The organism is Pseudomonas moraviensis (assembly GCF_900105805.1).
In the GTDB taxonomy this organism is placed as follows: Bacteria; Pseudomonadota; Gammaproteobacteria; order Pseudomonadales; family Pseudomonadaceae; genus Aquipseudomonas; species Aquipseudomonas moraviensis_A.
In genome coordinates this window covers 5,695,562-5,710,560 of sequence record NZ_LT629788.1, presented here as the reverse complement: position 1 = coordinate 5,710,560, position 14,999 = coordinate 5,695,562, and the positions used below count along the sequence as shown (strand labels likewise).

3 protein-coding genes, 2 tRNA genes and 3 rRNA genes are annotated in these 14,999 nt (G+C 57.5%); all 8 read right to left on the bottom strand.

The annotated features are described in order from the left end of the window. Nucleotides 1-116 precede the first annotated feature (116 nt). Nucleotides 117-2,225, bottom strand: a complete 2,109-nt coding sequence (gene recD / locus BLU71_RS25465; RefSeq protein WP_064364540.1) for an exodeoxyribonuclease V subunit alpha — start codon at nucleotides 2,223-2,225, stop codon at nucleotides 117-119. Then, nucleotides 2,222-5,908 (bottom strand): exodeoxyribonuclease V subunit beta, encoded by a 3,687-nt coding sequence (gene recB / locus BLU71_RS25460; protein WP_083354153.1) that lies wholly within the window; start codon nucleotides 5,906-5,908, stop codon nucleotides 2,222-2,224. The genes recD and recB overlap by 4 nt, the downstream gene beginning before the upstream one ends. After that, on the bottom strand, nucleotides 5,905-9,357 hold the full coding sequence (recC, locus tag BLU71_RS25455; RefSeq protein WP_083354152.1) for an exodeoxyribonuclease V subunit gamma: 3,453 nt from the start codon (nucleotides 9,355-9,357) through the stop codon (nucleotides 5,905-5,907). Before recC ends, recB begins: the two co-directional genes overlap by 4 nt. A gap of 153 nt (nucleotides 9,358-9,510) precedes the next feature. Beyond that, nucleotides 9,511-9,626 (bottom strand): 5S ribosomal RNA (gene rrf / locus BLU71_RS25450). Between the two features lie 156 nt (nucleotides 9,627-9,782). Continuing rightward, nucleotides 9,783-12,676, bottom strand: a 23S ribosomal RNA gene (locus BLU71_RS25445). A 238-nt stretch (nucleotides 12,677-12,914) separates the two neighbouring features. After that, nucleotides 12,915-12,990 (bottom strand) — tRNA-Ala (locus tag BLU71_RS25440). Between the two features lie 10 nt (nucleotides 12,991-13,000). After that, nucleotides 13,001-13,077, bottom strand: a tRNA-Ile gene (locus BLU71_RS25435). 123 nt (nucleotides 13,078-13,200) lie between these two features. Further along, nucleotides 13,201-14,737: ribosomal RNA gene (locus BLU71_RS25430) — 16S ribosomal RNA — on the bottom strand. The 16S, 23S and 5S rRNA genes sit together here with 2 tRNA genes alongside, the layout of an rRNA operon. Nucleotides 14,738-14,999 lie beyond the last annotated feature (262 nt).

The window sequence follows — 14,999 nt, the reverse complement described above, 5'->3', positions numbered from 1 at the left end:
GGGATTCTCTTGGAGCATAACGAAATGATGCCGCAACGATAGCACAGCGTCGAAACGCCAGCGAGGCGCCTGCCCCTGACCGGTTGGTCAGCAATCGTTGCCGATCATTCAGCGCTTCATTCCCGAGGCTCGGTGACCTCCTCCAGTTCCAGCATCAGCCCGCTCAGACGCTTGACCTTGCGCTGCACCGCCTCCTCGAACACGCCGGCACGCGGCTCGATCAAGGTGAACCAGTGCCGGGCGCGAGTGATACCGGTGTAGATCAGCTCTTTGGTCAGTACGGGGTTCAGCGCATCCGGCAGGATCAGCGCCGTGTGCGCGAACTCCGAGCCCTGGGATTTGTGCACCGTCATGGCATACACGGTTTCGACGTCATTGAGTCGACTCGGCAACACGAAGCGCACGCCGCCCTGACCATCGTTACGCGGGAAGGCCACGCGCAGAACCGTTTTGCCGATCTCGGGCCCATCGCGCTCGGGCAGTTTCAGGGCGATGCCAATGTCGCCGTTCATCAGGCCCAGACCATAGTCATTGCGTGTCATCAGCACCGGCCGACCTTCATACCACTGCTGATCGCTCTCGATCAGCCGCGCCTTGAGCAACGCGGCGGTGATGCGCTGGTTCAAGCCTTCAACGCCCCATGGGCCTTTGCGCACGGCGCACAACAACTGGAACGTATCGAACGCCTGCAGGACTTCCCGGGCCCAATCGGTCCAGTCCGCATGCTCAAGTGGCCGCGTCGACGGTGGACGCTGGTCGCGCAGGACGCTCAGGTAATGGCGGTAACCTTGCGGGCCGTTGCCATGACCTTCGAGCAACAGGCGTTCAAGCTTGTGATCATGCTCACCCTTGAGCGGCAGCGAATACACGTCTTCATAGCCACCGGTAGCGAGCAACTGGCGCGCCTCGTCGGCCGATTGCTGGTTGACCCGTCGCGCAAGCTGACCGATGCCGCTGCCCTCGCCGAAGCGGCGCGAGTGACGCAGCATCACCACCTGTTGCGCCAGCGGATGCGCGCCGTCGCGGTCTTCATGCAAACCGCTGCCTTGCAACGACTCGCCGCTGACCGACTCCAGCCATTGGCGCGTCTGCGGGCTGTACCAACCGCCCTCGGCGTCACGACACAGATCGCCCAACACCGCACCGGCCTCGACCGAGGCCAACTGATCCTTGTCGCCCAGCAATACCAGCCGAGCATGGGCCGGCATCGCATCGAGCAAATTGGCCATCATTTCCAGGTCGATCATCGAGGCTTCGTCGACCACCAGCACATCCAGCGGCAAGCGGTTACCGGCATGGTGACGGAAGTGTCGGGTCCCCGGTCGACTACCGAGCAGACGGTGCACGGTGGTGACATCACTGGGGATAGCCGCGCGCACCGCTTCGGCGACTTGCAGCGATTGCACTTGCTGGCTGATCGACTCGGTCAGGCGCGCAGCGGCTTTGCCAGTCGGTGCGGCCAGACGAATGCGCAACGGATGGCCAGCCTCTACGGCCGGTGCCTGCAGCAACGCGAGCAAACGCACCACCGTGGTGGTTTTGCCGGTGCCCGGGCCGCCGGTGATGATGCTGAAGGCGCTGCGCGTGGCGAGTGCACAGGCGAGTTTTTGCCAGTCGATGACAGCCGCAGATTCCGCGCCGCCGAACAATTCATTCAGACGCTGGGGCAGATCATCTGGCGTCGGTTCCTGCTGCATCAGCCGCTGGCGCAACGCGGCATCGATGCGGCGCTCGTACGTCCAGTACCGGCGCAAGTAAAGGCGTTTCGAGGACAGCACCAAGGGACGTGTGTGCGCCGTATCCCTCGCGTCAGCGGCCAGGGCCACCAGCGAGCTGCTTGCCAGCACTTTGCACCAATGGGCCCCGTCCAGCGTTTCGAGAAGTTGCGAAGGCAGCAACAAAACACCGCCCTGCACATCGCCTTCCGGCGGCAGCGACAGTGCAAAATCCGGCGCCTTGAGGGTCTCGAACAGGTCCAGACACACATGACCATGCCCCAGCTGGTGGCTGGTAAGCGCCGCGGCGAGCAGCACCAGCGGATCGGTCTCGGGCTCGAGTTCGTGCAGGAAGGCGACGAAGGCCCGGTCAAGCGCACGCAGCCAGCCGCGCTCGACCCAACGGCTCAGCAATAACAGCAAATCATCGGCGCGGGTCAGCGGCGAGAGTTTCGACAGGCTGTCCGCTTCCAGTGGTGTCGGCAGCAGATCGGCGAATGTTCGGCTCATAGCAGGACTCCCTGTTCCCAGGCGGGTTCGGACTTGGGTTCGGGTTTGCCCTGGAACATCCGGTCGAGGCGTTCGATCAATTCCCGTGGCGGACGCACGAAGTACACCCCGCGACTCTCAGCACGCGTCCCGCGCAGGAACAGATACAGCGCCCCACCGACATGCCGGTCGTAATCGTAATCCGCCAACCGCGCCTTCAACTGGCGATGCAATGCCAACAGATACAGCACATATTGCAGGTCGTAACGGTTGTCGAGGATCGACTGCTCCATGGCCTGCACGGTGTAGGCCTGATCATCGACGCCGAGCCAATTGGATTTGTAATCGGCGACGTAATAACGGCCAGCGTGCTCGAAGGTCAAGTCGATAAAACCCTTGAACATGCCGTTGAGTTGCACTGGCTCCGCCGCCACGCGGGCGACGCCATTGTGGGTGTGCTGGCGCACTTGCTCGTCGAGTTTGAGCACGTCGACCTTGTGGCTGGCGAACCAGAATTCCATCTCGACGCGGTATTGCTTCAGTTGCTCGAAAACCACCGGCGGTTGCCCGCCAGCGATCGGCAAAGGCGACTTGAGCAAATGCTGCAGCCAGTCAGTCAGGGTGGTGATCCAGCCTTGCCAGCCGCGCAGGTTGCAGCGCCGGGCAATCGCATCCTCCAGCGCTTCGCGGGTAACCGCAAAACCTTCAGCGCCCGCCCATTCGAGCAAGCCATGCAGAAACGTGCCCGGGTTGGGGCCACGCGGGAAGCGGTGAATATCGGCGCCACCGCTGGTGATTTCGCGTGGCGCGTCGGGGTCGAGGCGCTCATCGTCAAAGAGCTTTTGCGCCTGCGGACTGTCCGGTGCTTCATCGCTACCGACGCTCAATACGTCGCTGATGCGCAACGCGCTATAGGAAGCGATCCACCAGTTTTCACTGGCTTTGCGCTTGGGCCGTAGCGTGGCTCGCAGGACCGCTTCATTGCGCGGCGGCTGGTAATGTTCGTCAGTAGGCTGAGGCATTTCGCCGATGTCGATCGCCGGACAGTCTTGCTGCAGCTCTTGCAGCCAACGGTTCAATTCGCTGGACTCGCCCAAAGCAGCACCGCCCCCCAGCAAGTAACCCAGCGCCGACAGGTGCAGCACCGAGCTGTTGTTATTGCCGCGTTTCAGGTCAGTGACGCCCAGCCAACAGGCATGTTGCGCGCGGGTCAATGCGACATACAGAAGACGCAAGTCTTCGGCCAGACGCTCATCATCAGCCTGGGTGATCAACTCGTCGGTCGGCTTGAGGCTGATCTGTGCTTTGCCCGCAGCATCGTGGTAATGCAACGGCAAGCGACTGCCATCCACCGGTTTCGCCGAACAAACGAATGGCAGGAATACCAGCGGATATTCCAGGCCCTTGGATTTGTGGATGGTCACCACCTTGACCAGTTGCTCGTCGCTTTCCAGGCGCAGAATCTGTTCTTCGCCGGCCTGACCGGACAGTGCCAGCAACTCGGCCAGATGGCGGATCAACGCTTGCTCACCGTCGAGTTCAGCAGCGGCCTGCTGCATCAGTTCCGACAGGTGCAAAAGATTGGTCAATACGCGCTCGCCATCACTGCGCTGCATCAGGGTCTGCGGCAAGTGGAAATCGTGAAGCAGGCGGCGCAGCATCGGCAACACGCCCTGTTTGCGCCAGAGTTCGCGATAGCCGCGGAACTGCATGACCCGGGCTTCCCAGACCATTTCGTCCTGATTCAGGCGCTCCAGCTCGATCAGTGGCAGGTTCAGCGTGGTGCATGCCAGCGCGGCCTTGAGCGAACGCTCGACATCGGGTTCGGCGCAAGCCTTCAGCCAGGCCAGCAGGTCATGCGCCTCTTGCGCGGCGAAGACCGAGTCCTTGTCCGAGAGATAAACACTGCGTACCCCGCGGGCGGCGAGTTCAGCTCGCACGGCTTGAGCCTCTTTACCGTCGCGGACGAGGATCGCGATATCCGAAGGACGCAAACCTCTGAAGTCGTCTGCCTGGATGAACCCAGCGCTGCCGGTTTGCCCGCCATTGAGCAGCGCGGTGATTTGACTGGCACAGGCCGCGGCCATTTGCTGGCGATAGACTGCGCCGGACAGCGGTTGATCGCTCGGCAATAGCCAGACATTCAGCGCCGCGACGTCTTGCCCGGCGATCTGCAGTGTTTCCTTGCGTCCCTGGGACTCGACGGGAAGGAACGGCACCGGGTTTTCCCCGGTTTTCTCGCGAAACAAAAACGCGCCGCGTCCCTGTTCTCGGGACTCGGCGCGTTCGAATACGTGATTGACCGCTGTCACCATACCGTGGCTGGAGCGGAAGTTGGTGCCGAGCGTATGCAAGCGGCCGGTAGTGGCCTGACGTGCGCGCAGGTAGGTGTAGATGTCAGCTCCGCGAAAGGCATAGATCGCCTGCTTGGGGTCGCCGATCAGGAACAGGCCGGTGTCAGGATGATTGTCTTCGATGCGGTAGATACTCTCGAAGATCCGATATTGCACCGGATCGGTGTCCTGGAATTCGTCGATCAGTGCCACCGGAAACTGCTCGCGGATCAGCGTCGCCAGACGCTCGCCGCCCTCCGATTGCAGCGCGGCATCCAGACGCAGCAACATATCGTCGAAGCCCATTTCCGCGCGGCGACGCTTCTCTTCTTCAAAGCGTGCACCGACCCACTTGGCGGCGTGTTGCAGAACAGCGGCATCCGGCGTCGGCAAAGCATCGAGGCTCGACTTGAGGCCGGACATGGCGTCCAGCCCCGGATGGCTCGGCGCCTGACCTTTCCAGGCCTCGGCCATGCCATCAGGTGTCAGTCGAGTGAAGCCGGTGCCAATGTCCAGTTGCTCGAGCGACTCGTCTTCGGCCCAGGTCTTGAGCTTCTCGAACCAGGGCTCGAAATATCGCGCCTGCATCTTGCGGCCATCGACGGCTTTGCTGGCCACGCCTTCCTGGCAGAGAGCAAGCAGCTCGTCTGCCCAGGCACGCCAAGGCATTTTCAGCTCGACCAACGCCGCTCGACGCTCCAGCAAACATTCAGCGATCAGGTCCGCCGGCACCTTGCCTTCATCGGTATCACGCTCGCTGGCGAACAAGCCGCGGACCCGAGGCAACAACGCTGCGGGGCCACCCCAATTACTGCGCACCCAATTCAGCGCGTCGCCCTGCATCGGATAGCAAAACAGTCGCCAGTAATCGCGCAGCACTTCGCCAAGCAAATCGCTGTGATCGGTTTCCAGCGACTGCGTGAACAGGCTGCCGCTGTCGAACGCGTGCTCACGCAACATGCGCTGACACCAGCTGTGGATGGTCGAGACGGCAGCTTCGTCCATCCACTGCGCGGCGATATCGAGGCGGTTGGCGCAGCCCGACCATTGCAATGGATCGAACTGATCGCGCAGTTCGGCGATCAGTCCGTCAGGAGCGGGAATCTCGTCGCGGAAAAAACGCGCAGCCTCGGCCAGGCGGGTTCGGATGCGCTCACGCAGCTCTTTGGTGGCAGCGTCGGTGAACGTCACTACGAGGATTTGCGGCGGCAGCAATTCGCGTGCGAAACCGCTTGTCTCGCCGCCATGGCCGAGAATCAGCCGCAGATAAAGCGCCGAGATCGTGAAGGTCTTGCCGGTGCCGGCGCTCGCTTCGATCAACTGACTGCCGCGCAACGGGAAGGCCAGAGCCAACGGTGTCCTGGTACTCATGAACGTGCGCCTTCGTTGGACAAGGAACGCCAGGGCGCTTCGAATAATGGGCGGTATAGCGCATCGCACCAGCCGGTGAAGGTTTCGTCTGCCAACAATGCATCGAAGTCGGGATATTGTCGGAGCAGCGCCGGGCTTTCGCGCCGCTCGCCGTCGCTGGTCTGGCCGTCACCCTCATAGGCTTTTCGCGCCGCGGCTTCGGCTTTGATCGGGTCGGATTGCGACAGCCAGGCGAATGCGGTTTTTATCGCAATCGGCAAGGGCTGGCGCATGCCGGTTTGCCAGGCGAGCAGCAGGTCACCGAGGAACCGCAGCGCTCGGTCTCGCTCCATGGGCTCAAGCAACAATGTGTCGTCACTCGCGACCAATGCTGTGGTCAACGCATGCCCGCTGGCGCAGGCAACCAGATGGGTGACCCACGGTTTGGTCAGCCGGTGCCACTTGCGCGTTTTGATCGAGCCGATGCTGTTGGGAATGGTCGTGACTGACAGCAGGCCGCCATCGGCGCGCTGGTGCAGACTTGCGAGCCAGCCCTCCAGACGCAGCTCCTGCAAGTCGAGACTGACCGGGATCGCACTGGTCAACGGCGTCGGCCATAACGTCAGCAACTGTTGATAACGCTGCAGAAGATCCGGCAGCGGTTCGATCAGTTCACGCTGCAGGCATTCGCCGAAACCCGCCATCGGCAACAAACCACTGTTTTGCAAGCGCAGCGCCCGGGCTTGCAGTGCCTGATCGAAATCATCCGGCTGGTTGAGTGCGGCTTCCAGCAAACTGTCGCTCAGCGTGTAGCGCTGCAACGCGTCCAGCACGAAAGGTTCTTCATCGGCCAACGGCGCTTGCGCGGCCTCGAAATAGACCTTGAGTCGTTGGGTGAAAAAATGCCTCACCGGGTTGCGCAGAAAATCCTGCAGTAAAGCCAGCGTCAGCGGTTCTTCCTGAACATACGGCGCGAGCAACGGCGTCTCGTTTTGATGCACTTGCTCTTGATGCAACACTTGCCACTCGCTGGCGTAGCTGAACAGTTGCTCGCCTTCGTGGAAATAGCGGGCGCTGAAAGGTTGCAGAGGATGTTCTTCGGTCAGCGCTTCCAACAGATCCTGGCTTGGATCGATTGAACGCCAACCGCTGGCAAGGTGATCGCGCAACTGGCCGATCAACACCGAGGCGGGTCGCTCACTGTTGTCACGGATGCTGCGACCTACCCAACTGATGTAGAGCTGATTGCGTGCAGACAGGAGCGCTTCGAGCAGCAGGTAGCGGTCATCTTCACGCCTTGAGCGGTCGCCAGGGCGGTAATCGCTGCCCATCAGGTCGAAATCCAGTGGCGGTTGGGCGCGGGGATAATCGCCGTCGTTCATGCCCAACAGACAGACCAGTTTGAAAGGAATGGCACGCATCGGCATCAAGGTGCAGAAATTTACCGCGCCGGCGAGAAATCGTTGCGATAAACGCCCCTGATCGAGCCCGGCGAGCCAGGCTTCGCGAACGACAGTCAGCGGCAACTCGTCAGTCAGCCCCACTGCCTCGCAGGTCTCGAGCCAGGTTTCGCGAAGCTCTTCCAGCTGGGCCAGCAGGTAGTCGTCATGCTCGTTGCTGGCCTGGAAGAACACCTGCATCAGCGCCTGCAAGCGCAGACCCCACTCCTTCGGTTGAGCTGGTTGGGTGAGTTGCTGGTGAGCAATTTCCAAGGCATCCAGCAGCGCGACAAGCGGCCCGATCAAGGCAGCGTCAAGCCCACCAATTTCGTCGTAAGGCTCGATCCCGGCACACGCGTCGGCACTGCCGACAGCGTAACCCAATAGCATTCGGCGCAGGCCGAAATGCCAGCTGTTCTGCTCCAGTTCTTCAGGAAGGCCGAGGCCGGCACGTTGTTCAGCACTCATGCCCCATCGCACGCCTGCGCCTTCGATCCAGCGGTGCAGAGTTGGCAGGTCGCGTTCCTCTACACCAAACCGAGCACGCAGGGCCGGGACATCGAGCAGGTCGAGGATCTCGCTGACCGGGAAACGACTGTCCGGAAGTTTGAGCAGGTGCTCGACCGCGATTAATAGAGGGTCGCGTCCACGTTGGCCCTGATCCGCCAGTGTGAACGGGATGAAGCGTGAGTCATGCCGATCGAGCTGACCGAAAACCGCACGGATATGCGGCGCATAGCTGTCGATATCAGGGACCATGACGATTACGTCTCGGGGGCGCAGATCCGGGTCTGCGCTGAACCGCGCCAGGAGTTGATCGTGCAGGATCTCGACTTCGCGCTGGGCACTATGCGCGATGTGAAAACGGATTGAATGGTCTTGCGTTGCATCGACCGCTGGCCAGAGTTCGCGCGTCTCGTTGAGCGGACGCAGCTCGAGAATGTCGTCCTGCAGCTGGTTAAGCATGTTGTGTGGTTGATTTTCGCTGAACAGGTCGATGCGTCCGTCACGAAAGGCTGCGCGGTAGCTGTTGGGATCGTCGTAGCTGTCGAGCAGGTTAATGTAGTCGCGACCTTGCTTGCCCCACGCGGCCAATAGCGGATGCGCGTGCTGATGCAGGGTCTCGGCATCGAGCACGACGGGCATTCCACTTTTGCGCTGCTGACGTTTGTACTGATGCCGCAACAGATCCTTGTCGGCGACGATATCCGCCCAATGATGGCGGCAAGGGTTGTGTACGCAAAGCAGTACCTGGCTGAAGCGAGCCAGACCGGCGAGCGCTTCCAGTACCTGCGCAGGCAACGAAGAGATACCAAACACAATCACGCGCGGCGGCAGCGCAGCCGGGGCCTTGTCGAGTGTGTTGATGCGCTCCATGAAACGTTGATGCACGCCTGCGCGACTCTGCGCCATGCCTTGTTCGCCTACATCATTCAGCAGCGCTCGCCACAACTCTGCCTGCCAGCAACTGGTCGGCTGCAGCGGCTTTACTTCACCTCTGACATTGCGCAGTTGGTGGCGGCCTTCCGCCCAGTCCTCCAGCCAGTCGGCCCGATAAACCTGATATTGGTCGAACAGATCCGCGAGGCGCTCTGACAACTGGTAGCGCTTGCGCAGATCGGTGTCGTGGGTGAGGAAGCGTTGCAGCGGTTCGAAATGTGGTTGGTCGATTACCTGTGGCAAGAGACGCATCAGGCGCCAGGTCAGCGGGGCTTTATCGAGCAGGGATTTCGCCGGGATCTCTTCTCGTCCCAGCACCATTCGGTAGAGCTGCCACATGAAACTGCCGGGCAATTGCACATCAATCGCTGCCGCGATCCCGCAGCCGCCAAGGTCGTCGTCTTCGGGATCCTCGGCCAGTGCCAGCTTGAGCCACTGGGCAATGCCGTTGCTTTGCACCAAAGCGATTTCGTTTTCCAAGGGTGCCAGTGGATAGCGCCGCATGATGCTGACCACAAGGCTGCGCAGTTCATCGAGACTGTTGCTCTGAACCACCATGAATGCAGCGTTGAGGGACTGGGCGTCCGACATATAGATTCCTTGGAAAATCACAAAAGCCGAGGCAGAACCTTAGCATTGTCGGCAGGTTGTGACAGCCGGACGAGGTCTGCGAAGGTTGTAAGAACTTTCTCGCAGGCAAAACAAAACCCCAACTGCTTTCGCAATTGGGGTTTCGGAATTTAATCTTGACGATGACCTACTCTCACATGGGGAAACCCCACACTACCATCGGCGATGCATCGTTTCACTGCTGAGTTCGGGATGGGATCAGGTGGTTCCAACGCTCTATGGTCGTCAAGAAATTCGGGTACTGAGTCGTGGCCAGATGGCCTCGCTTCAGCAAATTGGGTATGTGACAGCTGTCGGTGTTTGTGCGCTTCGAACTTTCGGTTCGTTTCGTCTTCACACACCGCAATCTGGCGCCTTTTCAGGTCAGCAAATTGCTTGGGTGTTATATGGTCAAGCCTCACGGGCAATTAGTATTGGTTAGCTCAACGCCTCACAGCGCTTACACACCCAACCTATCAACGTCGTAGTCTTCGACGGCCCTTCAGGGAACTCAAGGTTCCAGTGAGATCTCATCTTGAGGCAAGTTTCCCGCTTAGATGCTTTCAGCGGTTATCTTTCCCGAACATAGCTACCCGGCAATGCCACTGGCGTGACAACCGGAACACCAGAGGTTCGTCCACTCCGGTCCTCTCGTACTAGGAGCAGCCCCTCTCAAATCTCAAACGTCCACGGCAGATAGGGACCGAACTGTCTCACGACGTTCTAAACCCAGCTCGCGTACCACTTTAAATGGCGAACAGCCATACCCTTGGGACCGGCTTCAGCCCCAGGATGTGATGAGCCGACATCGAGGTGCCAAACACCGCCGTCGATATGAACTCTTGGGCGGTATCAGCCTGTTATCCCCGGAGTACCTTTTATCCGTTGAGCGATGGCCCTTCCATACAGAACCACCGGATCACTAAGACCTACTTTCGTACCTGCTCGACGTGTCTGTCTCGCAGTCAAGCGCGCTTTTGCCTTTATACTCTACGACCGATTTCCGACCGGTCTGAGCGCACCTTCGTACTCCTCCGTTACTCTTTAGGAGGAGACCGCCCCAGTCAAACTACCCACCATACACTGTCCTCGATCCGGATAACGGACCTGAGTTAGAACCTCAAAGTTGCCAGGGTGGTATTTCAAGGATGGCTCCACGCGAACTGGCGTCCACGCTTCAAAGCCTCCCACCTATCCTACACAAGCAAATTCAAAGTCCAGTGCAAAGCTATAGTAAAGGTTCACGGGGTCTTTCCGTCTAGCCGCGGATACACTGCATCTTCACAGCGATTTCAATTTCACTGAGTCTCGGGTGGAGACAGCGCCGCCATCGTTACGCCATTCGTGCAGGTCGGAACTTACCCGACAAGGAATTTCGCTACCTTAGGACCGTTATAGTTACGGCCGCCGTTTACCGGGGCTTCGATCAAGAGCTTCGCGTTAGCTAACCCCATCAATTAACCTTCCGGCACCGGGCAGGCGTCACACCCTATACGTCCACTTTCGTGTTTGCAGAGTGCTGTGTTTTTAATAAACAGTCGCAGCGGCCTGGTATCTTCGACCGGCATGAGCTTACGGAGCAAGTCCTTCACCCTCACCGGCGCACCTTCTCCCGAAGTTACGGTGCCATTTTGCCTAGTTCCTTCACCCGAGTTCTCTCAAGCGCCTTGGTATTCTCTACCCAACCACCTGTGTCGGTTTGGGGTACGGTTCCTGGTTACCTGAAGCTTAGAAGCTTTTCTTGGAAGCATGGCATCAACCACTTCGTCACCCAAAGGGTAACTCGTCATCAGCTCTCGGCCTTAAGATCCCGGATTTACCTAAGATCTCAGCCTACCACCTTAAACTTGGACAACCAACGCCAAGCTGGCCTAGCCTTCTCCGTCCCTCCATCGCAATAACCAGAAGTACAGGAATATTAACCTGTTTTCCATCGACTACGCTTTTCAGCCTCGCCTTAGGGACCGACTAACCCTGCGTCGATTAACGTTGCGCAGGAAACCTTGGTCTTTCGGCGTGGGTGTTTTTCACACCCATTGTCGTTACTCATGTCAGCATTCGCACTTCTGATACCTCCAGCAAGCTTCTCAACTCACCTTCACAGGCTTACAGAACGCTCCTCTACCGCATCACCCGAAGGTGATACCCGTAGCTTCGGTGTATGGTTTGAGCCCCGTTACATCTTCCGCGCAGGCCGACTCGACTAGTGAGCTATTACGCTTTCTTTAAAGGGTGGCTGCTTCTAAGCCAACCTCCTAGCTGTCTAAGCCTTCCCACATCGTTTCCCACTTAACCATAACTTTGGGACCTTAGCTGACGGTCTGGGTTGTTTCCCTTTTCACGACGGACGTTAGCACCCGCCGTGTGTCTCCCATGCTCGGCACTTGTAGGTATTCGGAGTTTGCATCGGTTTGGTAAGTCGGGATGACCCCCTAGCCGAAACAGTGCTCTACCCCCTACAGTGATACATGAGGCGCTACCTAAATAGCTTTCGAGGAGAACCAGCTATCTCCGAGCTTGATTAGCCTTTCACTCCGATCCACAGGTCATCCGCTAACTTTTCAACGGTAGTCGGTTCGGTCCTCCAGTCAGTGTTACCTAACCTTCAACCTGCCCATGGATAGATCGCCCGGTTTCGGGTCTATTCCCAGCGACTAGACGCCCTATTAAGACTCGCTTTCGCTACGCCTCCCCTATTCGGTTAAGCTCGCCACTGAAAATAAGTCGCTGACCCATTATACAAAAGGTACGCAGTCACAGAACAAAGTCTGCTCCCACTGCTTGTACGCATACGGTTTCAGGATCTATTTCACTCCCCTCTCCGGGGTTCTTTTCGCCTTTCCCTCACGGTACTAGTTCACTATCGGTCAGTCAGTAGTATTTAGCCTTGGAGGATGGTCCCCCCATATTCAGACAAAGTTTCTCGTGCTCCGTCCTACTCGATTTCATGACTAAGAGATTTTCGCGTACAGGGCTATCACCCACTATGGCCGCACTTTCCAGAGCGTTCCGCTAATCTCAAAGCCACTTAAGGGCTAGTCCCCGTTCGCTCGCCACTACTAAGGGAATCTCGGTTGATTTCTTTTCCTCAGGGTACTTAGATGTTTCAGTTCCCCTGGTTCGCCTCTTGCACCTATGTATTCAGTACAAGATAACCATCTTATGATGGCTGGGTTCCCCCATTCAGACATCTCCGGATCAAAGTCTGTTTGCCGACTCCCCGAAGCTTTTCGCAGGCTACCACGTCTTTCATCGCCTCTGACTGCCAAGGCATCCACCGTATGCGCTTCTTCACTTGACCATATAACCCCAAGCAATCTGGTTATACTGTGAAGACGACATTCGCCGAAAATTCGAATTTCTCAACTAAGAGAACTCACAAATTTTACCTTAGCCTGATCCGTTACCAGTGAAAGTAACGTTCAGTCTATCTTTCTATCACATACCCAAATTTTTAAAGAACGATCCAGTCAAAAGACTAGAAATCAATATTCACTACGAATATTCATTTCTAAACTCTGTAACGGCGAAGCAGTTTATGGTGGAGCCAAGCGGGATCGAACCGCTGACCTCCTGCGTGCAAGGCAGGCGCTCTCCCAGCTGAGCTATGGCCCCATAACAAAATTGGTGGGTCTGGGCAGATTCGAACTGCCGACCTCACCCTTATCAGGGGTGCGCTCTAACCAACTGAGCTACAGACCCAATTTCGAGCTTGTAACTGTTAGCTCAGAGCTATCAGCTTGGAGCTTAAAGCTGCTTCTATCGTCTTCTTCAATGAATCAAGCAATTCGTGTGGGAGCTCATGCAGCAGCTGATGTCGTCGATTAAGGAGGTGATCCAGCCGCAGGTTCCCCTACGGCTACCTTGTTACGACTTCACCCCAGTCATGAATCACACCGTGGTAACCGTCCTCCCGAAGGTTAGACTAGCTACTTCTGGTGCAACCCACTCCCATGGTGTGACGGGCGGTGTGTACAAGGCCCGGGAACGTATTCACCGCGACATTCTGATTCGCGATTACTAGCGATTCCGACTTCACGCAGTCGAGTTGCAGACTGCGATCCGGACTACGATCGGTTTTATGGGATTAGCTCCACCTCGCGGCTTGGCAACCCTTTGTACCGACCATTGTAGCACGTGTGTAGCCCAGGCCGTAAGGGCCATGATGACTTGACGTCATCCCCACCTTCCTCCGGTTTGTCACCGGCAGTCTCCTTAGAGTGCCCACCATAACGTGCTGGTAACTAAGGACAAGGGTTGCGCTCGTTACGGGACTTAACCCAACATCTCACGACACGAGCTGACGACAGCCATGCAGCACCTGTCTCAATGTTCCCGAAGGCACCAATCCATCTCTGGAAAGTTCATTGGATGTCAAGGCCTGGTAAGGTTCTTCGCGTTGCTTCGAATTAAACCACATGCTCCACCGCTTGTGCGGGCCCCCGTCAATTCATTTGAGTTTTAACCTTGCGGCCGTACTCCCCAGGCGGTCAACTTAATGCGTTAGCTGCGCCACTAAGAGCTCAAGGCTCCCAACGGCTAGTTGACATCGTTTACGGCGTGGACTACCAGGGTATCTAATCCTGTTTGCTCCCCACGCTTTCGCACCTCAGTGTCAGTATCAGTCCAGGTGGTCGCCTTCGCCACTGGTGTTCCTTCCTATATCTACGCATTTCACCGCTACACAGGAAATTCCACCACCCTCTACCATACTCTAGCTTGCCAGTTTTGGATGCAGTTCCCAGGTTGAGCCCGGGGATTTCACATCCAACTTAACAAACCACCTACGCGCGCTTTACGCCCAGTAATTCCGATTAACGCTTGCACCCTCTGTATTACCGCGGCTGCTGGCACAGAGTTAGCCGGTGCTTATTCTGTCGGTAACGTCAAAATTGCAGAGTATTAATCTACAACCCTTCCTCCCAACTTAAAGTGCTTTACAATCCGAAGACCTTCTTCACACACGCGGCATGGCTGGATCAGGCTTTCGCCCATTGTCCAATATTCCCCACTGCTGCCTCCCGTAGGAGTCTGGACCGTGTCTCAGTTCCAGTGTGACTGATCATCCTCTCAGACCAGTTACGGATCGTCGCCTTGGTGAGCCATTACCTCACCAACTAGCTAATCCGACCTAGGCTCATCTGATAGCGCAAGGCCCGAAGGTCCCCTGCTTTCTCCCGTAGGACGTATGCGGTATTAGCGTTCCTTTCGAAACGTTGTCCCCCACTACCAGGCAGATTCCTAGGCATTACTCACCCGTCCGCCGCTGAATCCAGGAGCAAGCTCCTTTCATCCGCTCGACTTGCATGTGTTAGGCCTGCCGCCAGCGTTCAATCTGAGCCATGATCAAACTCTTCAGTTCAAACATCTTTGGGTTTTTAAGAAACCCTAAACTTGGCTCAGCAATCGTTGGTTACATCTTTGATTTCTCGCGGAGTAACTTGTGATGCTGATAATCTTGTTGACTATCAGTCTGACTGCACAAGCACCCACACGAATTGCTTGATTCAGTTGTTAAAGAGCGGTTGGTTAAGATCTTTCGTCTCAACCGAGGCGCGCATTCTACAGCAGCCTCATTTACTGTCAAGTGATTATTTTCAGAAGTTTTCGAAGAATTCCTCAAC

Bases quoted from the DNA above. Each gene is read 5' to 3' on its own strand.
- recD (WP_064364540.1), bottom strand. From the start codon at position 2,225: ATGAGCCGAACATTCGCCGATCTGCTGCCGACACCACTGGAAGCGGAC.
- recB (WP_083354153.1), bottom strand. From the start codon at position 5,908: ATGAGTACCAGGACACCGTTGGCTCTGGCCTTCCCGTTGCGCGGCAGT.
- recC (WP_083354152.1), bottom strand. From the start codon at position 9,357: ATGTCGGACGCCCAGTCCCTCAACGCTGCATTCATGGTGGTTCAGAGC.